The organism is Paraburkholderia megapolitana (genome assembly GCF_007556815.1).
GTDB lineage: Bacteria > Pseudomonadota > Gammaproteobacteria > Burkholderiales > Burkholderiaceae > Paraburkholderia > Paraburkholderia megapolitana.
The window spans coordinates 3,877,274-3,903,737 of record NZ_CP041745.1 but is presented as its reverse complement, the minus strand read 5'-3'; the positions used below and the strand labels follow the sequence as shown (position 1 = coordinate 3,903,737).

The following is a 26,464-nucleotide window of genomic DNA, read 5'->3' as shown; positions in this document are numbered from 1 at the left end:
GATGCGTGCAGGGTTCGCGATTTCCACCGTTTCATCTTTTGGGCAGCCTGTCCGGGCCGCCGCTTTTGGAAAAAACTCTGAATGAAAGCCTCCCGTTTCTTTATCGGCACCCTGAAGGAAGCTCCCGCCGACGCCGAAATCGTCAGTCACAAGCTCATGGTTCGTGCCGGCATGATTCGCCGGATTGCTGGCGGCATCTATAACTATCTGCCGGTCGGTCTGCGTTCGATCCGCAAGGTGGAAGCGATCGTGCGCGAAGAGATGAATCGGGCCGGCGCGATCGAACTGCTGATGCCGGTCGTTCAACCGGCCGAACTCTGGCAGGAATCGGGCCGCTGGGAAAAGTACGGTCCGGAGCTGCTGCGCTTCAAGGATCGCCGGCAAGGCGACTTCGTGCTCGGGCCGACGCACGAGGAAGTCGTCACCGACATCGCGCGCAACCAGATCAAGAGCTACCGGCAGATGCCGGTGAACTTCTATCAGATCCAGGCGAAGTTTCGCGACGAGATCCGTCCGCGTTTCGGCGTGATGCGCGGTCGCGAATTCATCATGAAGGACGCGTACTCGTTCGATAAGGACATGGACGGTCTGCGCGAGACGTATCGCAAGATGTACGACGCGTACGTGCGGATTTTCACGCGGCTCGGCCTTGAGTTCCGTGCGGTGGCGGCCGACAACGGTTCGATCGGCGGTAGCGGCTCGCATGAGTTCCACGTGATCGCCGACACCGGTGAAGACGCAATCGCGTATTGCCCGACCTCGGAGTTTGCGGCCAACGTCGAGGCAGCTGAAGCGCTCTCGCTAATCGCCACGCGCGCCGCACCCACCGAGCCGATGCAGAAAACCGCGACGCCGGGCAAGGCGAAGTGCGAAGCGGTAGCCGAACTGCTGAACATCCCGCTCGAACGCACGATCAAGTCGATCGTGCTCGCAACCGAACAAGAAGGTGCCGAGCCGACCATCTGGCTGCTGATGCTGCGCGGCGATCACGACCTGAACGAGATCAAGGCGAGCAAGTTGCCCGGTCTGGCCGACTTCCGCTTCGCGACCGAAGAAGAAATCGTCGCGACTTTCGGTACGCCGCCCGGCTATCTCGGTCCGATCGGCACGAAGAAGCCGGTCAAAGTCGTCGCGGACAGCACGGTTGCGAACATGAGCGACTTCGTCGTCGGTGCGAACGAGGTCGACTTCCACATTGCCGGCGTGAACTGGGGCCGCGATCTGCCGGAGCCGGTCGTTGCCGATATCCGCAACGTGAAGAAGGGCGACCCGTCGCCGGACGGCAAGGGCGTGCTCGACATCTGCCGCGGCATCGAGGTCGGCCATGTATTCCAGCTCGGCAGCAAGTATTCAGAGGCGATGAACGCGACCTTTCTCGACGAATCCGGCAAGCCGCAACCGATGGTGATGGGCTGCTACGGCATCGGCGTGACGCGGATTCTCGGCGCGGCGATCGAACAGAACTTCGACGAGAAGGGCATCATCTGGCCGGAGTCGATTGCGCCGTTCGAGATCGTGCTGTGCCCGATGGGCTATGACCGCAGCGACGCAGTGCGCGAACACACGGACACGCTGTATGCGGCGCTCGTCGAAGCCGGTATCGACGTGATTCTCGACGATCGCGGCGAGCGTCCGGGCGTCATGTTCGCCGACTGGGAACTGATCGGCGTCCCGCATCGTCTCGTGATCGGCGAGCGCGGACTGAAGGAAGGCAAGATCGAATATCAGGGGCGCCGCGACACCGAAGCGACGCTGCTGCCGGTCGAGAGCGCGGCGCAGACCGTGGTCGAGAAGATTCGTGCAGCGCTCGCACGCTGACCGGAGCGGACATGGAATATAACTTCCTGTCCGCGACAGTCCTGCTGGTGCTGATCACCGATCCGCTCGGCAACATCCCGCTTTTCATCAACTGCCTGCGCGGCGTCGCGCCTCACCGGCGCGTCGTCGTGATCCTGCGCGAAGTGGCGATCGCGTTTGCGATCCTGCTGCTGTTCATGCTGGTCGGCGACCGCTTCCTGCGGATGATGAGCCTCACCGATCAATCGTTACGCATCGGCGGCGGCATCGTGCTGTTCCTGATCGCGTTGCGCATGATCTTCCCGCATCCGGACGGTGCGTTCGGCAGCGACAAGCGCGGCGGCGAGCCGTTCATCGTGCCGCTCGCGATCCCTGCGCTTGCCGGGCCGTCGGCGCTCGCAACCGTGATGCTGCTGACGTCGCAGGCGCCCGGCAAGATGTTCGAATGGGTCGGTGCGTTGACCGTGACGATGGTTGTCTGCGCGATCGTGCTGGTGCTGGCGGAGCGCATCCAGATCTGGCTCGGCGAGCGCACGGTGACCGCATTCGAGCGTCTGATGGGGCTCGTGCTGGTAGCGATTTCCGTCGAGATGATCCTGGGCGGTATCAGGAGTTTCGTGCATCAGCTTTGAACGCCGATGTGCGCCAGCAGGTGCAGTAAAGAAAAAAGCGGCCCACGGGCCGCTTTTTCATTCACCGGAGACGAGGCGCCGAAGCCTACGCGCCTTCCGTCAATGCCCGGATAGTCGGCAGATTGCGCCAGTAACCCTTCGCATCCATCCCGCAACCGAACACATAACGGTCCGGTACTTCGAAACCGCAAAAGTCCGGATGCAACGGTTTTGTCTTCGTCAGCGTCTTCTCGCACAACACGGCGCTCAGAAAGCGCTTCGCGCCCATATCGAGGATGCGGTCGCGGATCGCAGCCATCGTCTCGCCTTCGTCGAGGATATCGTCGAGTACCAGCACGACGCGATCCTTCACCGACTCGGCCGGCGCAACGCGCCACTGCATGTCGGCGCCGCCTTTGGTCGTGTTGCGATAACGGGTCAGGTGGATGTAGTCGAATTCGAGCGGGAAATCGAGGTGCGGCAGCAGCATGCCGGTGAACACCGCCGCACCGCCCATCACCGACAGCACCAGCGGGAATTCCTCGCTGATCTCGGCCCGGATCGCTGCGGCCATCCCGCTGATCGACGCGTTGACGTCGCCGGCCGATACGATTTCTTCGGAGTGGCGGAAAATGTGGAGAGCTTCTTCTCGATTCATGACGTCTGGCGGGCGGTAACTGTATACATAGTGTGAGAAAAACGGACCGGGCACGCTACAGCATAAACCCGCGTTCCTTGACGATCAGCGCATACCCGGCAGCATACCCTTCATGCCGCGCATCATCTTCTGCAGATTGCCGCCCTTCAGCTTCTTCATCATCGTGCGCATCTGGTCGTACTGGTTCAGCATCCGGTTGACTTCCTGCACCTGAACGCCCGCACCCGCCGCGATGCGGCGCTTGCGGGTCGCCTTGATCAGGTCGGGCTTCGCGCGTTCGAGCGGTGTCATCGAGTTGATGATGCCTTCCATGCGGCTCATCTGCTTTTCCGCCTGGCCCATATTGGCTCCTGCGGCAGCCTGCTGAAACTGTGCGGGCAGCTTGTCCATCAGCGACGACAGGCCGCCCATGTTCTTCATCTGCGAGAGCTGCGCGCGGAAGTCGTTCAGGTCGAAGTCGCCGCCTTTCTTGACCTTGTCGGCGAGCTTCTGCGCGGCCTGGACATCGACGCCGCGCTGCGCTTCCTCGACGAGCGCGAGGATGTCGCCCATGCCGAGAATCCGGTTCGCCATCCGGTCCGGATAGAAGACTTCGAGGCCGTCGAGCTTTTCAGCGACACCGACGAACTTGATCGGCTTGCCCGTCACGTGGCGCACGGACAGCGCCGCACCGCCGCGCGAATCGCCGTCGAGCTTGGTCAGCACGACGCCGGTGAGCGGCAGCGCATCGTTGAACGCCTTCGCCGTATTGACGGCATCCTGACCGAGCATCGCGTCGACCACGAACAGCGTTTCTGCCGGCTTCAGTTCGGTGTGCAGCGCCGTGATTTCCTGCATCATCGCTTCGTCGATACCGAGGCGACCGGCCGTATCGACGATCAGCACGTCGTGATAGTGGCGCTTTGCCCAGTCGACGGCGGCGCGTGCGATGTCGATCGGTTTCTGGTCCGGTTCCGACGGGAAGAAGTCAGCGCCGACCTGTTCGGTCACTGTCTTCAACTGCGCGATCGCGGCAGGGCGGTAGACGTCGCACGAGACGGTCAGAACCTTCTTCTTCGACTTTTCGCGCAGCAGCTTCGCGAGCTTGCCGACCGTGGTCGTCTTGCCCGCGCCCTGCAGACCGGCCATCAGGATGATCGCGGGCGGCGTCACCGCGAGGTTCAGCTCGACGGCCTTGCCTTCATAGTCGCCGCCGATCAAGGCGGTCAGTTCGCGCTGGACGACGCCGACGAGCGCCTGCCCCGGCGACAGGCTGGAGATCACCTCTTCGCCGAGCGCCTTTTCCTTCACCTTGGCGATGAAGTCGCGCACGACCGGCAGCGCGACGTCGGCTTCGAGCAGCGCGAGGCGGACTTCGCGCAGCATTTCCTGGGTATTGGCCTCGGTAAGCCGGGCCTCGCCGCGCAGCGTCTTGACGACGCGCGCCATCCGTTGAGTCAGATTGTCGAGCATGGGGAGCGATGAGCAGTGCGGCCAGAACAGCGCGCGACGACGAAGCCGTCGCGGACCGAGGCCCTAGTGTAAACTTCGAACATGGATATTGTACTGTATGCCCTCACTGCGCTCCTGTACGGCGGTCTTGCCGTCGCGGGCTGGCGCGCGCACCGGCAGACCGCTGCGCAGCCGCTGCTCGAGAGCGTTCCGCCGCTGCCGGCCGGCCCGCGCGCCGGCGTTGCCGCCGCGGTGGGCATGAGCACGTCGGGCCGCGCGCTGCTGGTCGTCGCGCTGCTCGCGCACGGCGCACTACTGCACACCACCATCTTCCCGCAGAACGCGATGGTGTTCGGTTTCGCATTCGCGCTGTCCGCGATGTTCTGGCTTGGCGTCGGCATCTACTGGATCGAAAGCCTGTTTTTCCCGTTGGACGGTCTGCGGCTGCTCGTTTTGCCGCTCGCCTGCGTGGCGTCGTTGCTGCCGCTCGGCTTTGGCGGCGTGCGTGTGCTGTCGTATTCGGCGGCGCCGCTTTTCAAGCTGCACTTTCTGATTGCCAATATCGCCTATGGTCTGTTCGCGATCGCGGCGCTGCACGCGGTGCTGATGCTGCTCGTCGAGCGTCGTCTGCACGCGATGCGCGGCAGCGGCTCGGCATCTCGGCCGGGCGCGGCGTCGGACAACGACTGGCTGTCGAGCTGGCTTGATTCGCTGCCGCCGCTGCTGACGCTCGAAAAGCTGCTGTTCCGTCTGATCGCAGCCGGTTTCGTCCTGCTGACGCTCACGCTGGTGTCCGGCATCCTGTTCAGCGAACAACTGGTCGACCGCGCGCTGCGGCTCGATCACAAAACCGTGTTCGCGATTCTTTCCTGGCTGATGTTCGGCGCGCTGCTGACCGCCCGCAAGGTGTCCGGCTGGCGCGGCCGCGCAGCGTTAAGATGGGTGCTGGCGTCGTTCGTGGCGCTGCTGCTCGCGTATGTCGGCAGCCGTTTCGTTTTCGAGGTGCTGTTGCACCGCCCTGTGGTCTGAGTTTTCCATGCGACAAATCTTTCTACTGATCTTGCTGTTCATCGTCGGCCAATGGCTGGTGAAAGCGGTGCGCCGTGCCGACGCGCGTACCCAGCGCACCGGTGGCGCAACCGGTCCTACAGGCGCGACAGGCGACGCCGGTAACGCGCGCACCACGGGTGCAAACTCGGCCGGAGCCGGCGCCACCCGCGCAGCCCCGCAACTCGCCGAGCCGATGATCCGTTGCGTCGAGTGCGGCGTGCATGCGCCGAAGAGCGACTCGGTGGTCGTTGCGGGGCAGGCGTTCTGCTGCGCCGAGCACGCGCACCGTCATGCCGCGCGACCGACAGGCCGCGAAGCGCGATGACCGTTCGTTACGCCGTCGCGGCTGACGGCTGGGTATCCGGCGCACGACAATTGCCGTCGCCGAACTACGAGGCGCGACCCGCCGGCGCAGTGCCGACGCTGATCGTCGTGCACAACATCAGCCTGCCGCCCGGCGAGTTCGGCGGCAGCGCGATCACCGATCTCTTCCTGAACCAGCTCGACTGCGATGCGCATCCGTACTACGACATGCATCTGCGCGACACGCGCGTGTCCGCGCATTTCGTGATCCATCGCGACGGAGCGCTCGAGCAGTACGTATCGTGCGACGAGCGCGCGTGGCATGCCGGCTCGTCGAGTTTTTTCGGCCGCGAACGCTGCAACGATTTCTCAATCGGCATCGAACTGGAAGGCAGCGACACTGCCGCGTTCGAAGCGCCGCAATACGAGACGCTCACCGCGCTCGTGAAGGCACTGGTCGCGCGTTATCCGATCGGCGCGCTCGCCGGTCACGCGGATATTGCGCCTGGCCGCAAGACCGATCCAGGTCCGCATTTCGAGTGGCCACGACTGCAGCGCGACACCGCGCTCGCCGATCGGTATTTCCCCTATCTGCATCGTCCCCTCGCTTCCTGACACGCATCGTTCGACACGCGGCAAAGCGCGATGGGTGCTTGCTTTCCGCGTCGCCCCGTCGTTGCGCGGGTCATCAAAAGTCAAGCGCGTAGGGCCAAATAAAATAATTTGAGATGGTTGGAAAGTTCACTATACTTGGTGCCAGACGTTCAGTTTTCCACTATATGTTGTGTGTTCATGGGTTGTAGGTAAGCGGCGCTTCGCTCTGCGAGCACGGCGCTGTGAGCATGCCCGGCAGTGAAAAATATTCGTGCGGCGCGGCTGGTTGAGGGACTGGCGGCGTCAGCTAAATCGAAGAAGGGGGGCAGCAAGTGATCGCGACATACATGATGCAGACCCAGGTCTTTTCAGCTTTGTCGCATCCGGCCACCTGGCCTCGCTGTTCTTTTTCTTCCTCCCTTTCGTTTGCGCTCGCGGCGGCGCAGCGTTCGTTTTAATCCGCGGTTTCTCCGCACATTCCAGAATCAGGAGCTTTGCACATGCAAACGACCGACAACGTGACGACCCGGTCCGAGGGCGCATCCGCTGGCCATCCCCTCGCCGGGCAGGCACATAGCGCACAGGGCCTCGCACCGCAGGCCACCTTCGCCGACTACAAGGTGATCCGTCGCAACGGTAGCGTGGTGTCGTTCGAACCGTCGAAGATCGCGATTGCGGTGACGAAGGCGTTTCTGGCCGTCAACGGCGGTCAGGGCGCAGCGTCGGCACGCGTGCGCGAACTGGTGGAGCAGCTCACGCAGAGCGTCGTGCGCGCGCTGCTGCGCAGCCGCCCGAACGGCGGAACGTTCCATATCGAAGACATCCAGGACCAGGTCGAACTCGCGCTGATGCGCGGCGGCGAGCACAACGTCGCGCGCGCCTACGTGCTGTATCGCGAGAAGCGCAACCAGGAGCGCGGCGTCGCGCACGAAGCTACCGACGCAGCCGCACCCGGACTGAACGTGGTCGACAACGGCATCACGCGTCCGCTGGATCTGCAGGCGCTGCACTCGCTGATCGAATCCGCCTGCGCGAACCTCGGGGACGCGGTCAGCGCCACGCCGATCGTCACGGAAACGGTGAAGAACCTGTATGACGGCGTACCGATGAGCCAGGTCTACGACTCGGCGATTCTCGCGGCGCGCACGATGATCGAGAAGGACCCGGCGTACAGCCAGGTCACCGCCCGCATCCTGCTGCATACGATCCGCCGCGAGATTCTCGGCGGGGAAGTGACGCAGGCCGAGATGGACGAACGCTACGTCGAATACTTCCCGCAGTTCATCAAGCGTGGTGTGCAGGCAGAACTGCTCGACGACAAGCTGCTGCAGTACGACATGAAGCGCCTCGGCGCCGCGCTCGACGCCGACCGCGACCTGCAGTTCGGCTACCTCGGCTTGCAGACGCTGTACGACCGCTACTTCCTGCATAGCGACGGCGTGCGCATCGAAATGCCGCAGGCATTCTTTATGCGTGTGGCGATGGGGCTCGCGCTGAACGAAGTCGATCGTGAAGCGCGCGCAATCGAGTTCTACAACGTGCTGTCGAGCTTCGACTTCATGAGCTCGACGCCGACGCTGTTCAATTCGGGCACGCGTCGCTCGCAGCTGTCGTCGTGCTACCTGACGACGGTCGACGACGACCTCGACGGCATTTACGAGGCGCTGAAAGAGAACGCACTGCTGTCGAAGTTCGCCGGCGGTCTCGGCAACGACTGGACCCGCGTGCGTGCGCTCGGCTCGCATATCAAAGGCACGAACGGCAAGTCGCAGGGCGTCGTGCCGTTCCTGAAGGTGGTCAACGACACCGCGGTCGCCGTGAACCAGGGCGGCAAGCGCAAGGGCGCGGTCTGCGCGTACCTGGAATCGTGGCACCTCGACATCGAAGAATTCCTCGAACTGCGCAAGAACACCGGCGACGACCGCCGCCGTACCCACGACATGAACACGGCGAACTGGATTCCCGACCTGTTCATGAAGCGCGTCATGGAAGGCGGCGACTGGACGCTGTTCTCGCCGTCCACCTGCCCGGACCTGCACGACAAGTTCGGCGCCGAGTTCGAAACCGCCTACACCGCGTACGAAGACAAGGCGGCACGCGGTGAGCTGAAGCTGTTCAAGAAGATCCCGGCCGCCCAGCTGTGGCGCAAGATGCTCGGCATGCTGTTCGAGACCGGTCATCCGTGGATCACGTTCAAGGATCCGTGCAACATCCGCAGCCCGCAGCAGCACGTCGGTGTCGTGCACTCGTCGAACCTGTGCACGGAAATCACGCTGAACACCAGCGACACCGAAATCGCCGTCTGCAACCTCGGCTCGGTCAACCTCGTCGCCCACCTCGCGAAGCAGGCCGACGGCAGCTACGTGCTCGACCACGACAAGCTGAAGCGCACCGTCAGCGTGGCGATGCGGATGCTCGACAACGTGATCGACATCAACTACTACGCGGTCGCCAAGGCTCGCAATTCGAACCTGAAGCACCGCCCGGTCGGCATGGGCATCATGGGCTTCCAGGACTGCCTGCACATGCTGCGCACGCCATATGCGTCGCAGGAAGCGGTGGCGTTCGCCGATACGTCGATGGAAGCGGTCTGCTACTACGCGTACTACGCATCGACCGAGCTGGCGCAGGAACGCGGCCGCTACTCGAGCTACCGCGGCTCGCTGTGGGATCGCGGCATCCTCCCGCAGGACACGCTGAAGCTGCTCGCCGACGCACGCGGCGGCTATGTCGAGGTCGACTCGAGCGAATCGATGGACTGGACCGAGCTGCGTTCCCGCATTGCAACGTACGGAATGCGCAACTCGAACTGCGTCGCGATCGCGCCGACGGCGACGATCTCGAACATCATCGGCGTGTCGGCCTGCATCGAACCGACCTTCCAGAACCTCTACGTGAAGTCGAACCTGTCGGGCGAATTCACGGTGGTGAACGACTACCTGGTGCGCGACCTGAAGGCACGCGGCCTGTGGGACGAGGTGATGGTCGCCGACCTGAAGTACTTCGACGGCACGCTGTCGCGCATCGACCGGATTCCGGCCGACCTGCGCGCCATCTACGCCACCGCGTTCGAAGTCGACCCGACGTGGCTTGTGGAAGCGGCGTCGCGCCGGCAGAAGTGGATCGACCAGGCGCAGTCGCTGAACATCTACATGGGCGGCGTGTCGGGCAAGAAGCTCGACGAGGTCTACAAGCTCGCGTGGCTGCGCGGTCTGAAGACAACCTACTACCTGCGCACGATGGCGGCGACGCACGTCGAGAAGTCGACGGTTGCGCACGGCGCGTTGAATGCAGTGTCGTCGGGTGAGGGCGGTTCGTCGGGTGGCGCCTCAGGCAGTGGCTCGGCAGGCGGCGGCATCGGCAATGCGGGCGGCTTCGGCGTCAGCGGCGGTGTGACTTCGTCGGGTGGTCTGAACGCGGCGGCGCCGGTAGCGGCGGCAGCGATCGCAGCGGCACCGGAAGCAGACGGTCCGGTGTGCATGATGCGTCCGGGCGACCCGGGCTTCGACGAGTGCGAAGCCTGCCAGTAACTTCTATCTATATAGAGAGCATCGCCGGCGGGAACCTGGAGTAGTGGGGGATCGCCGGCGCAGCAGTCGGACAGAAGCATCCGAAGAACAACGCGCAGTGCGAGCGCAAGACGATCCCGCGATGTGTGCCGAAGAGAATCGCATCACCTTGAACTTCGTCTCGATCGCACTGACGAACAGGTAATTACCCGAAGCATCCGCTGCGATGCAGACGCTCCGGTAGCAGAAATTTTTGAGGCATCGACACGCTTGTGATCGATGCATATCGATCGCGTGAAGCACTTCTTCGACATGTGTTTCGACTGCGTTGCGCGAAGCGCGCGATGCAGTTGAACGAACAAAGTGTTGTATGAAGGTCGCAACGCGAATCGAAAACAGGATTTTTCGTGAGCGAACTCTTTTAACGCTCGTGAAAAGATGGTACAAACCGTTCTAAATTGATGGTGACATTTATGCTCAACTGGGATGACGAGATCACTGCCGTAACTCCCGCGAGCGTTGCGCAACAAAATGCGTTGCGCCACTCGGCGGAAGCGGCTGTCGGTACGCAAGCTGTAACGCGTCCCGCTCATCAGGCTCCCTCGGCGAAAGATATCTTCGCGAACGACATCGCTGTCGCTCCGTACGCCGCTCAGAATTCCACCGCTGCAACACCGGTCGCCGCCTCCGAGGCGCGCGTGAATGTTGCTGACAAGCGCATCATCAACGGCAAGACCGACGTCAACCAGCTCGTGCCGTTCAAGTACAAGTGGGCGTGGGAGAAGTATCTGTCGGGTTGCGCGAATCACTGGATGCCGCAGGAAATCAACATGTCCCGCGACATCGCCCTGTGGAAAGACCCGAACGGGCTGACCGAAGACGAGCGCCGCCTCATCAAGCGCAATCTCGGCTTCTTCGTGACGGCCGACTCGCTCGCCGCCAACAACATCGTGCTGGGCACCTATCGCCACATCACGGCGCCCGAATGCCGCCAGTTCCTGCTGCGCCAGGCGTTCGAGGAAGCGATCCACACGCACGCTTACCAGTACATCGTCGAATCGCTAGGCCTCGACGAAGGCGAAATCTTCAACGCGTATCACGAAGTTTCGTCGATCCGCGCGAAAGACGAATTCCTGATTCCGTTCATCCACACGCTGACCGATCCCGCCTTCACCACCGGGACGCTCGAAGCCGACCAGAAGCTGCTCAAGTCGCTGATCGTGTTCGCCTGCGTGATGGAAGGTCTGTTCTTTTACGTCGGGTTTACACAGATTCTCGCGCTCGGCCGCCAGAACAAGATGACCGGCGCCGCGGAACAGTATCAATACATCCTGCGCGACGAGTCGATGCACTGCAATTTCGGCATCGACCTGATCAACCAGATCAAACTCGAAAACCCGCATCTGTGGACGTCTGAGTTCCGTGCGGAAATCCGCGAGATCTTCAAGCAGGCAGTCGAACTCGAATATCGCTACGCTGAAGATACGATGCCGCGCGGTGTGCTCGGCCTCAATGCCTCGATGTTCAAGAGCTACCTGCGCTTCATCTGCAACCGTCGTTGCCAGCAGATCGGTCTCGATCCGCTGTACCCGAACGAGGAAAACCCGTTCCCGTGGATGAGCGAGATGATCGACCTGAAGAAGGAACGCAACTTCTTCGAGACGCGAGTGATCGAATATCAAACTGGCGGAGCGCTGTCCTGGGAATGACCCACAGCCCTTCGCGGCAGGAATCATCGATGGGGATGCCGGCCCAATGGCGCGAGCGCGCCGTGCCGGCACACGACGTTAGGAGCAGGAACGCCTGATGCAAAGCATGCCCGGTGCCTTATCGGCCCACAAACATGACAGGCACTTTGCGAGCCCTTCAATGGGATGGGCAAACTTCCCCCCGGAAAACGCCGCTGGCTTGCGAGCCGGCGGCACGATCAAGCGATTGCCGGCGTCCGGAACGGACGCTGAGTGGACTTGGCGCACGGTGCCTTCAGGCACGGTGCGCCTTACCGTATTCATTAGCGTAAGCGCGCAGCACCTGCGTACGCCGATGAATAGCCCGCTTCGCAGCGCGCGCCTTGAGAAGCGCCAGCGAGAAGCGGGTTTTGACGAAGGGTGTGTAGTTTGAACCTCATCTGAAAACCTGAAGGAGCACATGATGGCACTTGCCAAGAAGAAACCTGTTGCGAAGAAAGCCGCTGTGAAGAAAGTTGCAGCGAAGAAGGCACCGGCCAAGAAGGCTGCTGTCAAGAAAGTCGCAGTGAAGAAGGTTGCTGCCAAGAAAGTCGCAGTGAAGAAGGTTGCTGCGAAGAAGGCACCGGCGAAGAAGGCTGCAGCGAAGAAGGTTGCTGCCAAGAAAGTCGCAGTGAAGAAGGTTGCTGCGAAGAAAGCGCCGGCCAAGAAGGCCGCAGCCAAGAAGGTAGCGAAGAAGGCCGCGGCGAAGAAGGCGCCTGCGAAGAAGGCTGCAGCCAAGAAGGTCGCGAAGAAGGCTGCGAAAAAGGCCCCTGCCAAGAAGGCCGCGAAAGCGCCTGCCAAGAAGGCCGCCCCCGCCAAGAAGGCCGCGCCTGCGAAGAAGGCTGTGACGAAGAAGGCTGCACCTGCTCCCGCTGCGCCCGCTGCTGCATCGAGCGCGCCGGCTGCAACGGTGAAGACCGCGTTGAACCCGGCCGCTGCATGGCCGTTCCCGACCGGCAGCCGTCCGTAACAGCGCTGTAGCGATTCGACACATCGCGATGTGTCGATGATTGAGTAGCGCTACTCAGTCATCCATCCCGTTACCGGGCGACCGGTGACGGGATTTTTTTCGCCCTGGTTTTGCACGCGGCACAACGCGTCGAGGTAAAACGACGCGCGAAAAAAAGCGCATGCACAGGGGAGCGCATGCGCTTTGAGGTCGCCGCAGCGTACTGCGGTTAGGGGAAAACCAGTTTAGTGCGTGACGCGCGTGACGCCGCCGCTTGAGAGCAGACGGACGCGATCGCCGGCCTGGAAGATCTCGCCGTTGGCGCTCTGGGTGATCGCACGGATATCGCCGTTGTCGAGACGCACGGTGATTTCGACGCCGTTGTGCACGGCGACACCGTTCTCGATGGCGTTGCCGGCCACCGCACCGGCGAGACCGCCGATGATGCCCGTCACGATCGAACCACGGCCGCCGCCGATCGCGCTGCCGGCCACGGCGCCGAGCGCGCCGCCACCGAGTGCGCCGAGCCCGCTAGGCTGGCCGTTGTTGGAACTGATGCGCACTGCACGCACGCTGTCGACGACGCCCATGCGGACCGTCTCTTCGCGTTGTGCCTGCGATGCGGTGTACACGTCGGCCGAACTGCTGTTGTAGGCGCACCCCGACATGGCGAGCGTGCCGACGACGATTGCGGCCACTACGAGGCGATTCGTTGTTTTCATTCCCATACTCCAGATAAACGCCGAACGGGCATTGAAGTGCCCGCTCGAATTACGGCAGGTCGTAACCAAACGCCTGCTTGAATCGTTGATTGATCTCCGCGCGCGATGGCGCGTAGGTTTGCGGGCCCTGAGTTTCGATCTTGAGTGCGCCCATCAGGCTCGCCAGACGGCCGGTAGTCGCCCAGCCCAGGTTCCGCTCGATCCCGTACAGCAGGCCGCCACGGAAGGCATCTCCGCACCCGGTCGGATCGAGCACGCGCTGTGCGGTGACCGCCGGAATGTCTTCGATACGCCCCGAATGATGGATCTGCGATCCGTTCTCGCCCAGCGTGACGATCAGCGCCTCGACGCGGCCAGCAATTTCTTCTATCGACCAGCCTGTCCGGCTACTTACCAGTTTAGCTTCGTAATCGTTGACAGCAACATACGAGGCAAGTTCAATCATGCGGCGCAGCGACGCGCCGTCGAAGAGCGGCAAGCCCTGGCCCGGATCGAAAATGAACGGTACGCCGGTAGCCGCGAACTGCTCGGCGTGCTGGACCATCCCGTCGAAGCCGTCCGGCGCGACGATGCCGAGCGTGATGCCTTGTGTTTCGTCGACGCGGTTCACGTGCGACTGCATCATCGCGCCCGGGTGAAACGCCGTGATCTGGTTGTTGTCGAGATCGGTGCTGATCATCGCCTGGGCGGTGTACGTATCGGGCAGCACCCGTACGTACTCCTTCGATAGCCCAAGGCGGTCCAGCCGGTCGATATAGGACTGCGCGTCGGCGGCACCGACCGTGCCCATGATCTTCGCGTCGCCGCCCAGCAGATGCAGCGAATAGCCGATATTGCCGGCACAGCCGCCGAACTCGCGGCGCATCGTCGGCACGAGGAAGCTGACGTTCAGGATGTGGACCTGGTCGGGCAGGATGTGCTCCCGAAACCGGCCCTCGAAGTTCATGATGATGTCGTAGGCAATCGAGCCGCAAATCAGCGTAGCCAAGGCGAACGTTCCTGTAGAAATCGAAGAGAGGACGGCGATGTGAAAGCGCCGCGCGAAAGGGCGCGGCGCGTGATCGTGTCCGGTAGTGAGCTTACTTCAGCGCGCTGAGCGCTGCGTCGTAGTTGGGCTCGTTCTTGATTTCGCCGACGAGCTCCGCGTGCACGACCTGGTCGTTTTCATCGATGACGACGACAGCGCGTGCCGTCAGGCCCGTCAACGGGCCGCTCGTGACGTCGACGCCATACGCCTGGGCGAACTCGTGACCGCGGAACGTCGAAGCCGTCACGACGTTCTCGATGCCTTCGGTCGTGCAGAAACGCGACGCCGCAAACGGCAGATCGCCGGACACGACGATCACGGCGGTGTTCGACAGCTTCGCCGCGGCTTCGTTGAACTTGCGTGTCGACGTGGCGCAGGTCGGCGTGTCGAGGCTCGGGACGATGTTCAGTACCTTGCGCTTGCCGGCGAAGTCGGCCAGCGAGACCGGCTTCAGATCCTTGCCGACGAGCGAGAAGGCGGGCGCCTTCTGGCCAGTGGACGGGAACGTGCCGGCTACTTCGATCGGGTTGCCACCCAGCGTGACTTGACTCATGTTGTGCTCCGAAAATAACTCAGGGATTGAACGGAAAACGAGCCTGCGCTGACCCGGCAGAGCCAAGCATGCGAGGCTGCGAAAGATGCGTCACGGGTAAAAGATCTGGACGCGGAAATTCGTTGCAACTGCATTGCCGGTGTCGAGATGCACGATCATCGTTTGCGTCGTGCGCGGCGGCAGACCGGCGGCGATCGGCGTGCCCGGCTTCACATAATCTTGAGGCCACAGGATACGCCGTACGGCCACGTTGTTTTGCGCGTCGAGCAGCGTGAGTTCGATGGCCGGATAAGCGAGCGCGACGTTGAAGCGATTGTGCAGCGGCATCTTCAGTTCGAGGCGGTGCGGACCGTCCACCTGGCGCAGATCGGAAGGTTCGACCTGCAAACCGTCGATGTCGCGCGGCGCGGCCACCGTGCAGCCGAGTTGCGCGCAGGCCTGCCTGTACAGTGCCTGCGACTGCGGCCAGTAGACCATCACCGTTTCGCGTTGCCACCACGCGAGCTGGGCGAGCAGCAGCACGAGCAGGGCGAGCGCCAGGAGGCTACCGAGAATCCGCCAGCCGAGCCGGCGCGGCGCGGCCGCCCGGGTTTCGCGGACAACCGCGAAGTGGTCGCCGCTGTCTTGCGGCAACGCCGTGGCGAAGGGCTCGCTGGAGGTCGGACCGAAATGCGGTTCGCCGTCGAGCGCAGGCTGCGTGAGTAACGCCGACGACGATGCTTCGGTGAGCTCGGGTTCTGCGCCGTGCCAGGCGTTGGTGTCGTGGACGACGACCGGCTCGGGGTTGAGCGTTGCGTGTTCCGCAGCGGGTTGCGGGTTGCCTTCGAAGGGAGCGGTAGAGGGCACTACGTCCGGCAGCCGGCTGCTTTCGACGGCTGGCGGTTGCGGTACATACGGAATGGCACCCGGCACGACGACCGCCGGATTGAACTGCACCGTGGACGCGTCGTGCAGCAGGTTTTCGTCGACTGCTGCATCGGGCGCCGGCGCCCAGGGGTTCCATGCTTCGGCGCGGAAGTTCGGGGTGCCGGCTGCGTCCGTTTCAGGTGCGGACAGAACGATTGGCGCGGGCGCCGCCGCATCCTGCGGCATACCGGCGCCCGACGTCAGCGCCGCGGCAGTTTCCGCAGCAACCGGCACAGCAGTGGAAAAGTCGCTGCCTTCAGCGTGCTGATACAGGCCGCTCGTCGCGTCGAATACCTGCTGGCAGTGTCCGCAACGAACGAGACCGCGACGCAGCGCGAGCTGTGCCGGCTGGAGCCGGAAGACGGTTTCGCAAAATGGACAGCGCGTTGCCAGGAGCATATCGAGCCGGGGAGCCTGAGAAGGCCGGTAGGTGAACAATACGTCCTATTCTAATGGCTTTCGCGGCGCGTTCCTGCAAGGCATACCCAGCCCTCGTGTTCGCGCCAGACTTCGATGTCGATCCACGGCTGGTAGGCGCGGGCGACTTCGTCGGCCTGTCGCGCGAGAACGCCGGACAATGCGATCCGTCCCGCGGGCCTGACTTTCGACGACAACATCGACGCCATCAGCTTCAACGGGTTCGACAGGATGTTCGCAACGACGATGTCGAACTCGCCTGGCGGGCAGTTGTCGGGCAAGCCGTAGGTCACGTCCGCGTGATTGCGCGCGCTGTTGTGCTGGGCGGATTCCACGGCCTGCGGATCGATATCGATGCCGAACACCGGGTCCGCGCCGCATTTTTTCGCGAGTATCGCGAGGATGCCGGAGCCGCAGCCGTAGTCGAGCACCGATTGCCCGGGCTTGACGGCCTGCTCGAGCCATTCCATGCAGAGTCGCGTAGTGGGATGGCTGCCGGTACCGAACGCGAGACCCGGATCGAGCTCAAGAATGAGCGCGTCCGGATCGGGCGCGTCGTGCCACGACGGTACGACCCAGATGCGCTCGCCGATTGCGATCGGATCGAACTGCGACTGAGTGAGGCGTACCCAGTCCTGCTCTTCGACCTCGCGCACGGTGAACGGCGGTGTCGTGGCGAGCTCAAGTGTATTGACGGCAGCGGCCAGCAGGACAGCCGGCTCGGCTTCGGGCGCCATCAGCGCGATCACGCGCGAGTGCTGCCACGCACTGCGCTCGGGTGTGAGACCGGGTTCGCCGAAGAGCGGCTGTTCGTCGGGTGTATCGGCGTCGGCGTCTTCCACCGATACCGACAGCGCGCCCAGTTCGAGCAGCGCGTCGGACAGCGCCTCGGCGCGTTCCCGCTCCATCTCGACGATCAGTTCCCGGTAGCTCATGCTCACGCTTCTTCCGGTGCTGCCTGCTGCTTCGCGGCGAGACGGTTTTCGAGGTAATGGATGCTGGTGCCGCCTTCGACGAACTTCGCGTCCAGCATCAGCTCGCGATGCAGCGGGATGTTGGTCTGGATGCCTTCAACGACCATTTCCGACAACGCGATACGCATCCGCCTGATTGCCTGGTCGCGTGTCGCGCCGTAGGCGATCAGCTTGCCGATCATCGAATCGTAGTTGGGCGGCACAAAATAGCCGTTGTACGCATGCGAATCGACGCGGATGCCGGGGCCGCCCGGCATATGCCACGACGTCAAACGTCCCGGCGACGGTGTGAACTTGAACGGATCTTCGGCGTTGATCCGGCATTCGATCGCATGGCCGCGGAACTGGATATCGCGCTGGCGGAACGAGAGCTTCTCGCCGGCCGCGATGCGGATCTGTTCCTGCACGATGTCGACGCCGGTGATCAGTTCGGTCACCGGATGTTCGACCTGCACGCGCGTGTTCATTTCGATGAAGTAGAACTCGCCGTTCTCGTACAGAAACTCGAACGTGCCCGCGCCGAGATAGCCCATCTTCTTGCACGCGTCGGCGCAGCGATCGCCGATACGCTCGATCAGACGTCGCGCGATGCCCGGCGCCGGCGCTTCTTCGATCACCTTCTGGTGGCGACGCTGCATCGAGCAGTCGCGCTCGCCGAGCCATACGGCGTTCTTGAACGAATCGGAGAGGATCTGGATTTCGACGTGCCGCGGGTTCTCGAGGAACTTCTCCATGTAGACCTGCGGATTGCCGAACGCGCGGCCCGCTTCTTCGCGCGTCATGATGACCGCGTTGACGAGCGCCGCTTCCGTGTGCACCACGCGCATGCCGCGACCGCCGCCGCCGCCCGCTGCCTTGATGATCACCGGGTAGCCGACCGTGCGCGCAATCTTCACGATCTCCTTCGGATCTTCAGGCAACGCGCCTTCAGAACCCGGCACGCACGGTACGCCGGTCTTGATCATGGTCTGCTTGGCGGAGACCTTGTCGCCCATCAGGCGGATCGTCTCGGGCCGCGGGCCGATGAACACGAAGCCCGATTGCTCGACGCGTTCCGCGAAATCGGCGTTCTCCGACAGGAAGCCGTAGCCCGGGTGGATCGCTTCGGCGTCGGTGACTTCGGCCGCGCTGATCAGCGCCGGCATGTTCAGATAACTGAGGTTCGACGGGGCCGGGCCGATACACACCGCCTCGTCCGCGAGCTTCACGTACTTGGCTTCCTTGTCGGCTTCCGAATAGACGACGACCGTCTTGACGCCGAGCTCACGGCACGCGCGCTGGATACGGAGCGCGATTTCGCCGCGGTTGGCAATGAGGATTTTTTCAAACATAGCGGGTTTTCGACTCATCAATGGGCGCTGCGCGAGTCTTGCGAAAGAGCGGCACGCGCAAGAGCCTTAGAGGATCGGACGCGCACCGGACAGCTGCGGGCGCGCGGACGGCGGCTGTAACGCGCGCCGCGTCAGCCGACCACGTAGAGCGGCTGGCCGTATTCGACCGCCTGCCCGTTCTCGACGAGAATTTCCTTGATGACGCCCGATGCGTCGGATTCGATTTCGTTCAGCAGCTTCATCGCTTCGATGATGCACAGCGTCTGGCCTTCCTTCACCGTGTCGCCGACCTGGACGAACGGATCGGAGCCCGGCGACGGCGAGCGGTAGAACGTGCCCACCATCGGCGAGGTCACGACATGACCCTGCGGTGCGGCGGCTGCCGGCGTAGCCGGTGCCGCGCCGGCAGCGGCGTCGCCGACTGCGCCCGGTGCCGGGGGCGGTGCGGCGGCATATTGCGGTGCGTAGGCGGACGGCTGCTGGAGGTAAACCGGTGCCGCATTCTTGACGATGCGGACCTTGCCTTCGCCTTCTGTCACTTCGAGTTCCGAAATGCCGGACTCGGAAACGAGGTCGATCAGAGTCTTCAGTTTACGTAAATCCATCGGGCATCCCCTTTTCAATGCGTGGAGGACCGGCGGCGTCGGTCGCCGATCCTGAATAGAGCGGTCTGGAATCAGCCGTGCTGCGTACCGGCGGCAAGCCGGTCGAGCGCGAATTCGAGTGCGTACAGATATCCCTTCCAGCCGAGGCCGCAAATCACGCCTTCAGCCTGGTCCGAGAGATACGAGTGATGCCGGAACGGTTCGCGGCGATGCACGTTCGACAGATGAATCTCGACGAACGGAATGCCGACCCCCGCCAGTGCGTCCCGAATTGCCACGCTGGTATGCGTGTAGGCAGCGGGATTGATCAGAATGAAATCGGTCTTTTCGAGCCTGGCAGACTGGATCCGGTCGACCAGCGCACCTTCGTGGTTGCTCTGGAACGACGTGAATTCCACGCCAGCATCGGCTGCACGGTCGGCCAGCGCCTGATCGATCTGCGGGAGCGTCACACGGCCATAGACCTCGGGTTCCCGGGTACCGAGAAGATTGAGGTTAGGGCCGTGCAGTACCAGCAGTCGCGTCATGGTCGCTTCGTTTTCCGTGGAATTGGGCGCACTTTAGCGCTGATTAGAGAAATTTGTCTAGTTTCCCTGCGTGACATGACGATCCGGCCCTGCTTGCGCTGTGCATCGAGAGCCTCATCTCCCGGTAATTTCGGGCGATTTGCGGCCAATCGAGTGCGTTCCGACTATAACTGGACGATAAAAAATTATGAGATCTAGAGCGCGTCGAGCGTTTGCTCCAGCTCTTTAGGCTGAATTTGCCCCAATTTTGTCGAGCGGATATTGCCTTTTGCGTCGATCACCACGGTGAAAGGCAGGCCGCCCGCCATGTTACCGAACGCGCGTGCCAGGTCGGCGCCACCGAAACCGATCACGTAGACCGGATAGTCGACCCGCACCTTTTGCAGGAAAGCCTGCACATTTTTATCGGAATCGACGCCAAGTCCGACGAACTGGATGCCTTTTTTCGCGTACTGGTGGTGAAGTTGCGCGAGCGTCGGCATCTCTTCGACACACGGGCCGCACCAGGAAGCCCAGAAATTGATGACGACCGGGTGGCCTTTATAGAGGCTCAGCGATTGCGCCTTGCCGTCGACGCTCGTAACCGGCGCGGCCCACAACTGCGCGACCGCATTCGCCTGGGAGGGCGACGCGGCGTCGGCCGATTCGATACCCGCTCCGCCGCGCAGCCAGTGCCCGGCCGTTACGCCACCGACGACGGCGATGGCCGCCACGGCGAGGAACGCGAAAATGCGTCTGGTGTTCATCGATATCTGTCTAGTTAGTGGTGGGAGGAGCGCCGGTTTCGTCGAGCAGGGCCTGTACCGTCTGTGCAGTCGCGCGTGCCTGACGGCCGCGCGCATCGGCACGCACCGCACCGCGCAGGTCGTCGGCGTCGTAAAGCGCGACATGGATGCCGACCGGCTCGGCGTCTCGCTCTTCGTTCGTCGGGCGCCACAGAAAGCTCAAGGTTTCGACGTCGCCGCGGCCAGCGAAATGCCGTGTTTCCGATACGTCGTACTGCATGTTCGCGTTGAGCAGATAGATCGCGACTTCCTTCGGGTTGTCGCAAAACGCCTGCAGATGAATGTCCGAGTGCTCGCCCGCGGTGCCGCTCAGCACCGCGCCGGTCAGATAGGGATTGAACGGCGCGAGCCGCTGCATCCAGTCGAGGGCGATTTCGCGCAACCGCCGCAACACGGCCGGCTGGCTCTCGCCCTGAAACAGCGATTGATACTCGCGGATTTCCTCTTCGATCTGGTCGTTATCCGGCAGCCATTCGCCGGCAACGCGCGTTTCCCCGATGATCTGCCGCGCAGCCTTGCGCTTCGCAGTCGAGTAGTCCAGACCGTCTTCGGCGATCATCCTGGCAGCGGCGATCGCGATCTCTTCGCGGACCCGCTGCGGATCGAAATGTGATTTGCGAACCATCCGGCAATCATACTAGAGAATGTTGTCGCTCCTTTTGGGACACGCCCGGCTGCCGGGCGTGTCCGGGGCATAGGGTCGCGCGAGGCCGTCGGTTACAATAGCGTCCTTTGCAGACGGGCTGCGCGCGAGCTTTACACGAGCTTGACGCGAACGTTAGGCCCCTCCTGCGCCCCTCCTTCCCACGCAAAAACACGCCCGCGCGGCACGACAGGCTTATGCACATCCACATCCTCGGCATCTGCGGCACGTTCATGGGCGGTCTCGCGGTGCTGGCGCGCGGCGCGGGCCATACCGTGACCGGCTGCGATGCCGGTGTCTATCCGCCGATGAGCACCCAGCTCGAGGCGCAAGGCATCCGCCTGATAGAGGGTTACGGCGCCGAACAGATCGATCTGAAGCCCGACCTGTTCGTGATCGGCAATGTCGTCACGCGCGGCAATCCGCTGATGGAGGCGATTCTCGATCGCGGTATGCCTTATGTGTCCGGTCCGCAATGGCTCGGCGAACACGTGCTGAATGGCAAGTGGGTGCTGGCGGTGGCCGGTACGCACGGCAAGACCACGACGACGTCGATGCTGGCGTGGCTGCTCGAAGATGCGGGTCTGAATCCGGGGTTCCTGATCGGTGGTGTGCCGCTGAATTTCGGCGTTTCGGCGCGGCTCACCGATTCGAGCTTCTTCGTGATCGAGGCCGATGAGTACGACACCGCGTTCTTCGACAAGCGCTCGAAGTTCGTGCACTACCGGCCGCGGACTGCTGTGCTGAACAACCTCGAATTCGATCATGCTGACATCTTCCCGGATCTCGCATCGATCGAAACGCAATTCCATCATCTGGTGCGGACCATTCCTGGTATTGGACGGATCGTCACGAACGGCCGCGCCGACGCGCTTGAACGCGTACTTACGCGCGGTTGCTGGAGCGAAGTGGAGCGATTCGGCGTAGAAGGTGGCTGGCAGGCACTGCCCGCCGACGACGGCGTGCCCGTCGATGAGCGTTTCGCCGTCTATCACGGCGGGCTGCGCGCAGGTGTCGTCGAGTGGCAGGTACAGGGCGAACACAACCGCATGAACGCGCTCGCTGCTATCGCCGCCGCGCGCCATGTCGGCGTACCGCCCGCACAGGCGGCACAATCGCTCGCAACGTTTCGAAATGTGAAACGTCGGATGGAAGTGCGCGGCAGCATCGACGGTGTGACTGTTTACGACGACTTCGCGCATCACCCGACGGCGATCGAGACGACGATCGCGGGCTTGCGCGCCCGCGTCGGCCGCGACCGGACGCGCATCCTTGCCGTGCTGGAGCCGCGCTCGAACACGATGAAGCTCGGCGTGATGAAGGCGCAATTGCCGGCCAGCCTGGCGGATGCCGACCTCGTCTTCGGTTACGGCGCACCGAGCGGCCGCGACGCGCTCGGCTGGAATCTCGCCGAAGCGTTCGCGCCGCTTGGCGGCAAGGCACAGGCGTTCGACAATCTCGATTCGCTCGTGAAGTCCGTCGCCGCCGCGGCCCAACCCGGCGATCAGGTCCTCGTGATGAGCAACGGCGGCTTTGGCGGCGTGCATCAGAAACTGCTCGATGCGTTGTCCGCCCGCCCGTCGGCACCTGAGCGGGGCACGGCGTGATCCTCTATTTACACGGCTTCCGTTCGTCGCCGCGCTCGTTCAAGGCCTGCGTGCTTGCCGAACGGCTCGCCGAACTCGGGCGCAGCGACGAGTGGTGCTGCCCGATGCTGCCGGTGTCGCCGTTCGAAACGATCGCGCTGGCCGAATCGCTGGTAGCGGCTGCGCCGCCGCAACCGGTCACGGTGATCGGCAGTTCGCTGGGCGGCTATTTCGCCACACACCTGGCCGAAAAGCACGGCTGGCCCGCGGTGCTGCTGAATCCGGCGGTCGTGCCGCAGCGCGATCTGAGCCAGTATCTCGGCGAGCAGCCGTTGTGGCACGGCGGCGGTAGCATCGTCGTCGAGGCGCGCCATCTCGACGAATTGCGTGCGCTCGGTGTCGCGTCGATCACGCGGCCCGAACGCTATTATCTGATCGCCGCCACCGGCGACGAGGTGCTCGACTACCGCGAAATGCTCGCGCATTATCCAGGCGCGCGGACCCGGGTGATCGAAGGCAGCGACCACGCGATCAGCGAGTTTCCGCAGTACGTCGACGACGTGCTCGCTTTTTGCGACCAGATGAACGCACAGCCGCCCGCACCAAAGCAGGCGGCCTGAAGCAGACTGAATGAAGCACGGCGACAGCGCGTGGCTTTTGTAACCACGCCGGCTCGACCGACCAACATGAACCGCCGCTCGCCCTCGATGACGGGCGTCGCGGCCGATGCAAGACAGAACGAGAGTACTGAGTGAACGTTTTCTTCGAGGAATCGGGTAGTTTCAAGGCAGGCAGTGTGCTGTCGCGTCAGGGCGATGCGTTTCAGGTCGAGTTGCCCGGCGGACGGCGTACCAAGGTGCGCTCGAAAGACGTGCTGATCGAATTCGAGAAGCCGGCTGCCGCCGAATTGATGGAGCGTGCCGACGCGACTGCGCAGGGGATCGATCTCGAATTCCTGTGGGAATGCGCGCCGGAAGACGAGTTTCCGTTTGCCACGCTGGGCGCCGAATATTTCGGCACGTCGTTTGGGCCCGTGGAGCGCGCCGCGCTCGTGCTGCGCATGCACGGCTCGCCGGTTTACTTCCGGCGCAAAGGACGCGGCCAGTATCAACGTGCGCCCGAAGAACAACTGAAGATGGCGCTCGCCTCGCTCGAGCGCAAGCGTCAACAGGCGCTCGTGCAGGCCGGCTACGAAGACGAGCTGAAGGCCGGACGTCTTCCCGATGCGTTCGCCGGCAAGGCGCTCGGTCTGCTGACAAAGCCCGACAAGAACACGATCGAATACAAGGCGCTCGAAGCGGCCGCTGCCGTGCGTGGCATTTCGATGCCGCGTCTGATGCTCGAATGCGGCGGCATCTCGTCGCCGCGCGCGCTGCACGAGGCGCGCTTCCTGTCCGAGTTCTTCCCGCACGGCACCGGCTTTGCGCCCGTGACAGTGCGCGCGTTGCCCGACGACCTGCCGGAAGCCAACGTAGAGGCGTTTTCGATCGATGATGTGACGACGACCGAAATCGACGATGCGTTCTCCGTCGAGCATCTCGGCGACGGTCGCGTGCGGATCGGCGTGCACATCGCGGCACCGGCACTCGGTATCGAGCGCGGCGATGCCGTCGATGCGATCGCGCGTACGCGGCTCTCCACTGTGTACATGCCCGGCGACAAGATCACGATGCTCCCCGACGACGTCGTCAACGTGTTCACGCTTGCCGAAGGCGGCTTGCGCCCGGCGCTGTCGCTGTACGTGATCGTGAATCGCGAAACGCAGGAGATCGTCGCCAGCGAGACGCGCGCCGAACTCGTGTTCGTGAAGAGCAACCTGCGGCACAACACGCTCGACGAACTCGTGACCGAAGAAGCGCTCGCAGCCGGTACGGGCGAATACGCGCACAAGGACGACATCGCGGTGCTCTGGCCGTTCGCGCAGGCGCTGTTCGAAAAGCGCCAGGTCGCGCGCGCGGGCTATGGCCTGCGGCGCGAAGTGCAGCGCAATACCGACTTCAATTTCTATGTCGATGGCGAGCACATCACCATCACGCCGCGCCGCCGCGGCTCGCCGCTCGACACGATCGTCGCCGAACTCGCCATCCTCGCGAATTCGACGTGGGGTGCGTTCCTGCACGATCACGGTGTGCCGGGTATCTATCGCACGCAGCGCGCGTTCGGCGCACCGAGCGGCCCGAAGCGGACGCGCATGCAGACGAGCGCCGCGCCGCACGAAGGGCTTGGCGTATCGCAGTACGCGTGGAGCACGTCGCCGTTGCGCCGTTACGTGGATCTGGTCAATCAGTGGCAATTGATCGCGTGCGTGCAGCATGGCGTGATGGCGAAGCTCGCTGCGCCGTTCAAGCCCAAGGACGCCGATCTGTACGCCGTCGTCCAGGGCTTCGACGACACGTATTCCGCGTATGCCGACTACCAGCGCCGCATGGAGTACTTCTGGTGCCTGCGCTGGCTGCACCAGGAAAATCGCAAGCACGTGGAGGCATCGGTTGTGAAGGGCGACCTCGTGCGGCTCGACGAAATCCCGCTGCTGCTGCATGTGCCTGGGCTCGGCGTGCATGCGCGTGGGACGCGTCTGCTGCTCGACGTGATGTCGCTCGACGAGTTGACGGTTGAGGCATCGGTGCGGCTGTTGCAGGTGCTCGATGCGCCGACTGTCGCGAGCGGTGCGGAGGTGGAAGAAGCGGAAGAGACTGACGAAGAAGACGAAGAAAGCGGCAAGGACCTCGTCGACGCGGCGGATGAATCGGCGGAAAGCGAAGCTGAGGCGGAAGCAGACGGTACGGAAGAAGCCGAAGACAACGCCGCACCGCAGGAAACCGACGAGAACGCCTCCGCCGATCATTCCGCCGCGGAGCCCGGACGATGAAGGCATCGACGGCCGCGCCGCACGCATCCGCACGCGAGCGCTATGCGGTGATCGGCAACCCGGTGGCTCACAGCAAGTCGCCGTTCATCCACGCGCGGTTTGCAGAGCAAACGGGCGAGCCCATCGAGTACGGCCATCTGCTAGCCCCGCTCGATGCGTTCGCGAAGCAGGTGCGCGAGTTCATCGACGCGGGCGGTCGCGGCCTCAACGTGACTGTGCCGTTCAAACTCGACGCACATGCGCTCGCCGATACGCTGTCGCCGCGCGCGGCCGCAGCCGGCGCGATCAACACACTGCGCTTCGACGCCGCCGGCATCTATGGCGACAATACCGACGGCTTCGGCCTCGTGCGCGACATCGAAGTGAATCTCGGCACTGCGCTGAAGGGCGCACGCATTCTGCTGCTCGGCGCAGGTGGTGCCGCACGCGGCGTGGTGCTGCCGATGCTCGAGCAACGTCCGCATACGCTGACCATCGTCAACCGAACCGCGGCGAAAGCGCAAACGCTGGTCGCCCAGTTCACGCAGGCGGCCCACGACAGCGGCTGCCGTCTGACAGGTGGCGGTGCATCGGCGGTAGAGCATGCCGCTTACGACGTGATCGTCAACGCGACAGCCGGCAGCCTCGACGCGGCCTTGCCCGAGTGCGACGAACGCGCTTTTGGCAGCGACACACTTGCGTACGACATGATGTACGGCGCGCAACCCACCGTGTTCATGCAGCACGCCCAGACGCTCGGCGCGCGGGCAGCGGATGGGCTCGGCATGCTCGTCGAGCAGGCCGCCGAATCGTTCTACGTGTGGCGCGGCGTGCGTCCGGATGGCGCGCCGGTTCTGCGGGCGTTACGCGAGATGCTCGCGGCCCCGGATCGCAGCTAACCTTATCTGCTT

General features: G+C 63.3%; 25 protein-coding genes. 13 read left to right on the top strand and 12 right to left on the bottom strand.

Annotated elements, in window-relative coordinates; all coding sequences use genetic code 11:
• Positions 1-81 precede the first annotated feature (81 nt).
• Both FNZ07_RS30745 and FNZ07_RS30740 read left to right on the top strand, forming a co-directional pair.
• The gene (locus FNZ07_RS30745) at positions 82-1,818 is read left to right on the top strand and encodes a proline--tRNA ligase (RefSeq protein ID WP_091010986.1); all 1,737 of its coding nucleotides are present in this window, start codon (positions 82-84) and stop codon (positions 1,816-1,818) included.
• A gap of 11 nt (positions 1,819-1,829) precedes the next feature.
• Entirely contained in the window at positions 1,830-2,429 is a 600-nt protein-coding gene (locus FNZ07_RS30740) for a MarC family protein (RefSeq protein ID WP_091010987.1), read from the top strand.
• Between the two features lie 85 nt (positions 2,430-2,514).
• Here the strand turns inward: FNZ07_RS30740 and FNZ07_RS30735 are convergent, their stop codons facing one another.
• A complete protein-coding gene (locus FNZ07_RS30735) occupies positions 2,515-3,066 on the bottom strand; it encodes a hypoxanthine-guanine phosphoribosyltransferase (RefSeq protein WP_091010988.1) in 552 nt (183 codons plus the stop codon).
• 84 nt (positions 3,067-3,150) lie between these two features.
• Complete coding sequence (gene ffh / locus FNZ07_RS30730) at positions 3,151-4,518, bottom strand: signal recognition particle protein (protein ID WP_091010989.1); 1,368 nt, start codon at positions 4,516-4,518, stop codon at positions 3,151-3,153.
• Between the two features lie 81 nt (positions 4,519-4,599).
• Between ffh and FNZ07_RS30725 the strand changes: the two genes are divergently transcribed.
• The 7 genes from FNZ07_RS30725 to FNZ07_RS30695 all read left to right on the top strand — a co-directional run bounded on the left by FNZ07_RS30725 (position 4,600) and on the right by FNZ07_RS30695 (position 12,650).
• A complete protein-coding gene (locus FNZ07_RS30725; RefSeq protein ID WP_091010990.1) occupies positions 4,600-5,526 on the top strand; it encodes a cytochrome C assembly family protein in 927 nt (308 codons plus the stop codon).
• Between the two features lie 7 nt (positions 5,527-5,533).
• Positions 5,534-5,872, top strand: coding sequence for a PP0621 family protein (locus tag FNZ07_RS30720; protein ID WP_091010991.1), 339 nt, complete (start codon positions 5,534-5,536; stop codon positions 5,870-5,872).
• Positions 5,869-6,465, top strand: coding sequence for a 1,6-anhydro-N-acetylmuramyl-L-alanine amidase AmpD (gene ampD, locus FNZ07_RS30715; protein WP_091010992.1), 597 nt, complete (start codon positions 5,869-5,871; stop codon positions 6,463-6,465). The genes FNZ07_RS30720 and ampD overlap by 4 nt, the downstream gene beginning before the upstream one ends.
• A gap of 479 nt (positions 6,466-6,944) precedes the next feature.
• On the top strand, positions 6,945-9,974 hold the full coding sequence (locus tag FNZ07_RS30710) for a ribonucleoside-diphosphate reductase subunit alpha (protein ID WP_091010993.1): 3,030 nt from the start codon (positions 6,945-6,947) through the stop codon (positions 9,972-9,974).
• A 452-nt stretch (positions 9,975-10,426) separates the two neighbouring features.
• Complete coding sequence (locus tag FNZ07_RS30705) at positions 10,427-11,662, top strand: ribonucleotide-diphosphate reductase subunit beta (RefSeq protein WP_091011616.1); 1,236 nt, start codon at positions 10,427-10,429, stop codon at positions 11,660-11,662.
• A 97-nt stretch (positions 11,663-11,759) separates the two neighbouring features.
• Positions 11,760-12,074, top strand: a complete 315-nt coding sequence (locus FNZ07_RS34215) for a hypothetical protein (RefSeq protein WP_091010994.1) — start codon at positions 11,760-11,762, stop codon at positions 12,072-12,074.
• A 30-nt stretch (positions 12,075-12,104) separates the two neighbouring features.
• Positions 12,105-12,650, top strand: a complete 546-nt coding sequence (locus FNZ07_RS30695) for a histone H1-like DNA-binding protein (RefSeq protein ID WP_091010995.1) — start codon at positions 12,105-12,107, stop codon at positions 12,648-12,650.
• A gap of 224 nt (positions 12,651-12,874) precedes the next feature.
• Here FNZ07_RS30695 and FNZ07_RS30690 read toward each other — a convergent pair whose 3' ends face one another.
• The 10 genes from FNZ07_RS30690 to FNZ07_RS30645 form a co-directional block, all read right to left on the bottom strand.
• Positions 12,875-13,351, bottom strand: coding sequence for an outer membrane lipoprotein (locus FNZ07_RS30690; RefSeq protein WP_091010996.1), 477 nt, complete (start codon positions 13,349-13,351; stop codon positions 12,875-12,877).
• Positions 13,352-13,400: 49 nt separating this feature from the next.
• Entirely contained in the window at positions 13,401-14,339 is a 939-nt protein-coding gene (locus FNZ07_RS30685; RefSeq protein ID WP_091010997.1) for a carbohydrate kinase family protein, read from the bottom strand.
• Positions 14,340-14,430: 91 nt separating this feature from the next.
• Complete coding sequence (gene tpx / locus FNZ07_RS30680; protein ID WP_091010998.1) at positions 14,431-14,931, bottom strand: thiol peroxidase; 501 nt, start codon at positions 14,929-14,931, stop codon at positions 14,431-14,433.
• Positions 14,932-15,021: 90 nt separating this feature from the next.
• Positions 15,022-16,236: a zinc-ribbon and DUF3426 domain-containing protein gene (locus tag FNZ07_RS30675; RefSeq protein ID WP_091010999.1), complete on the bottom strand. Its 1,215-nt coding sequence runs from the start codon at positions 16,234-16,236 to the stop codon at positions 15,022-15,024.
• A gap of 50 nt (positions 16,237-16,286) precedes the next feature.
• Positions 16,287-17,189, bottom strand: coding sequence for a 50S ribosomal protein L11 methyltransferase (prmA, locus tag FNZ07_RS30670; protein WP_091011000.1), 903 nt, complete (start codon positions 17,187-17,189; stop codon positions 16,287-16,289).
• Positions 17,190-17,191: 2 nt separating this feature from the next.
• Positions 17,192-18,559: an acetyl-CoA carboxylase biotin carboxylase subunit gene (accC, locus tag FNZ07_RS30665; protein WP_091011001.1), complete on the bottom strand. Its 1,368-nt coding sequence runs from the start codon at positions 18,557-18,559 to the stop codon at positions 17,192-17,194.
• Between the two features lie 131 nt (positions 18,560-18,690).
• A complete protein-coding gene (gene accB / locus FNZ07_RS30660; protein WP_091011002.1) occupies positions 18,691-19,164 on the bottom strand; it encodes an acetyl-CoA carboxylase biotin carboxyl carrier protein in 474 nt (157 codons plus the stop codon).
• 71 nt (positions 19,165-19,235) lie between these two features.
• Positions 19,236-19,691, bottom strand: coding sequence for a type II 3-dehydroquinate dehydratase (gene aroQ / locus FNZ07_RS30655; protein ID WP_091011003.1), 456 nt, complete (start codon positions 19,689-19,691; stop codon positions 19,236-19,238).
• Positions 19,692-19,885: 194 nt separating this feature from the next.
• Entirely contained in the window at positions 19,886-20,437 is a 552-nt protein-coding gene (locus FNZ07_RS30650) for a TlpA family protein disulfide reductase (protein ID WP_091011004.1), read from the bottom strand.
• Between the two features lie 10 nt (positions 20,438-20,447).
• Positions 20,448-21,101, bottom strand: a complete 654-nt coding sequence (locus FNZ07_RS30645) for a UDP-N-acetylmuramate--alanine ligase (RefSeq protein WP_091011005.1) — start codon at positions 21,099-21,101, stop codon at positions 20,448-20,450.
• Positions 21,102-21,316: 215 nt separating this feature from the next.
• Here FNZ07_RS30645 and mpl point away from each other — a divergent pair, with 215 nt between their 5' ends.
• The 4 genes from mpl to aroE all read left to right on the top strand — a co-directional run bounded on the left by mpl (position 21,317) and on the right by aroE (position 26,452).
• Positions 21,317-22,726, top strand: coding sequence for a UDP-N-acetylmuramate:L-alanyl-gamma-D-glutamyl-meso-diaminopimelate ligase (gene mpl / locus FNZ07_RS30640; protein WP_091011006.1), 1,410 nt, complete (start codon positions 21,317-21,319; stop codon positions 22,724-22,726).
• Complete coding sequence (locus FNZ07_RS30635) at positions 22,723-23,325, top strand: YqiA/YcfP family alpha/beta fold hydrolase (RefSeq protein WP_091011007.1); 603 nt, start codon at positions 22,723-22,725, stop codon at positions 23,323-23,325. The genes mpl and FNZ07_RS30635 overlap by 4 nt, the downstream gene beginning before the upstream one ends.
• Before the next feature lie 131 nt (positions 23,326-23,456).
• Positions 23,457-25,574 carry a ribonuclease catalytic domain-containing protein gene (locus FNZ07_RS30630; protein WP_091011008.1) on the top strand — a complete coding sequence of 706 codons (2,118 nt, stop codon included), beginning with the start codon at positions 23,457-23,459 and terminating at the stop codon, positions 25,572-25,574.
• The gene (gene aroE, locus FNZ07_RS30625) at positions 25,571-26,452 is read left to right on the top strand and encodes a shikimate dehydrogenase (protein WP_091011009.1); all 882 of its coding nucleotides are present in this window, start codon (positions 25,571-25,573) and stop codon (positions 26,450-26,452) included. The genes FNZ07_RS30630 and aroE overlap by 4 nt, the downstream gene beginning before the upstream one ends.
• The last annotated feature ends 12 nt before the right edge of the window (positions 26,453-26,464 follow it).

Excerpts from the sequence above, each read along its gene's own strand:
- FNZ07_RS30745 (WP_091010986.1), top strand. The coding sequence starts at position 82 with ATGAAAGCCTCCCGTTTCTTTATCGGCACCCTGAAGGAAGCTCCCGCC.
- FNZ07_RS30740 (WP_091010987.1), top strand. The coding sequence starts at position 1,830 with ATGGAATATAACTTCCTGTCCGCGACAGTCCTGCTGGTGCTGATCACC.
- FNZ07_RS30735 (WP_091010988.1), bottom strand. The coding sequence starts at position 3,066 with ATGAATCGAGAAGAAGCTCTCCACATTTTCCGCCACTCCGAAGAAATC.
- ffh (WP_091010989.1), bottom strand. The coding sequence starts at position 4,518 with ATGCTCGACAATCTGACTCAACGGATGGCGCGCGTCGTCAAGACGCTG.
- FNZ07_RS30725 (WP_091010990.1), top strand. The coding sequence starts at position 4,600 with ATGGATATTGTACTGTATGCCCTCACTGCGCTCCTGTACGGCGGTCTT.
- FNZ07_RS30720 (WP_091010991.1), top strand. The coding sequence starts at position 5,534 with ATGCGACAAATCTTTCTACTGATCTTGCTGTTCATCGTCGGCCAATGG.
- ampD (WP_091010992.1), top strand. The coding sequence starts at position 5,869 with ATGACCGTTCGTTACGCCGTCGCGGCTGACGGCTGGGTATCCGGCGCA.
- FNZ07_RS30710 (WP_091010993.1), top strand. The coding sequence starts at position 6,945 with ATGCAAACGACCGACAACGTGACGACCCGGTCCGAGGGCGCATCCGCT.
- FNZ07_RS30705 (WP_091011616.1), top strand. The coding sequence starts at position 10,427 with ATGCTCAACTGGGATGACGAGATCACTGCCGTAACTCCCGCGAGCGTT.
- FNZ07_RS34215 (WP_091010994.1), top strand. The coding sequence starts at position 11,760 with ATGCAAAGCATGCCCGGTGCCTTATCGGCCCACAAACATGACAGGCAC.
- FNZ07_RS30695 (WP_091010995.1), top strand. The coding sequence starts at position 12,105 with ATGGCACTTGCCAAGAAGAAACCTGTTGCGAAGAAAGCCGCTGTGAAG.
- FNZ07_RS30690 (WP_091010996.1), bottom strand. The coding sequence starts at position 13,351 with ATGAAAACAACGAATCGCCTCGTAGTGGCCGCAATCGTCGTCGGCACG.
- tpx (WP_091010998.1), bottom strand. The coding sequence starts at position 14,931 with ATGAGTCAAGTCACGCTGGGTGGCAACCCGATCGAAGTAGCCGGCACG.
- FNZ07_RS30675 (WP_091010999.1), bottom strand. The coding sequence starts at position 16,236 with ATGCTCCTGGCAACGCGCTGTCCATTTTGCGAAACCGTCTTCCGGCTC.
- prmA (WP_091011000.1), bottom strand. The coding sequence starts at position 17,189 with ATGAGCTACCGGGAACTGATCGTCGAGATGGAGCGGGAACGCGCCGAG.
- accC (WP_091011001.1), bottom strand. The coding sequence starts at position 18,559 with ATGTTTGAAAAAATCCTCATTGCCAACCGCGGCGAAATCGCGCTCCGT.
- accB (WP_091011002.1), bottom strand. The coding sequence starts at position 19,164 with ATGGATTTACGTAAACTGAAGACTCTGATCGACCTCGTTTCCGAGTCC.
- aroQ (WP_091011003.1), bottom strand. The coding sequence starts at position 19,691 with ATGACGCGACTGCTGGTACTGCACGGCCCTAACCTCAATCTTCTCGGT.
- FNZ07_RS30650 (WP_091011004.1), bottom strand. The coding sequence starts at position 20,437 with ATGAACACCAGACGCATTTTCGCGTTCCTCGCCGTGGCGGCCATCGCC.
- FNZ07_RS30645 (WP_091011005.1), bottom strand. The coding sequence starts at position 21,101 with ATGGTTCGCAAATCACATTTCGATCCGCAGCGGGTCCGCGAAGAGATC.
- mpl (WP_091011006.1), top strand. The coding sequence starts at position 21,317 with ATGCACATCCACATCCTCGGCATCTGCGGCACGTTCATGGGCGGTCTC.
- aroE (WP_091011009.1), top strand. The coding sequence starts at position 25,571 with ATGAAGGCATCGACGGCCGCGCCGCACGCATCCGCACGCGAGCGCTAT.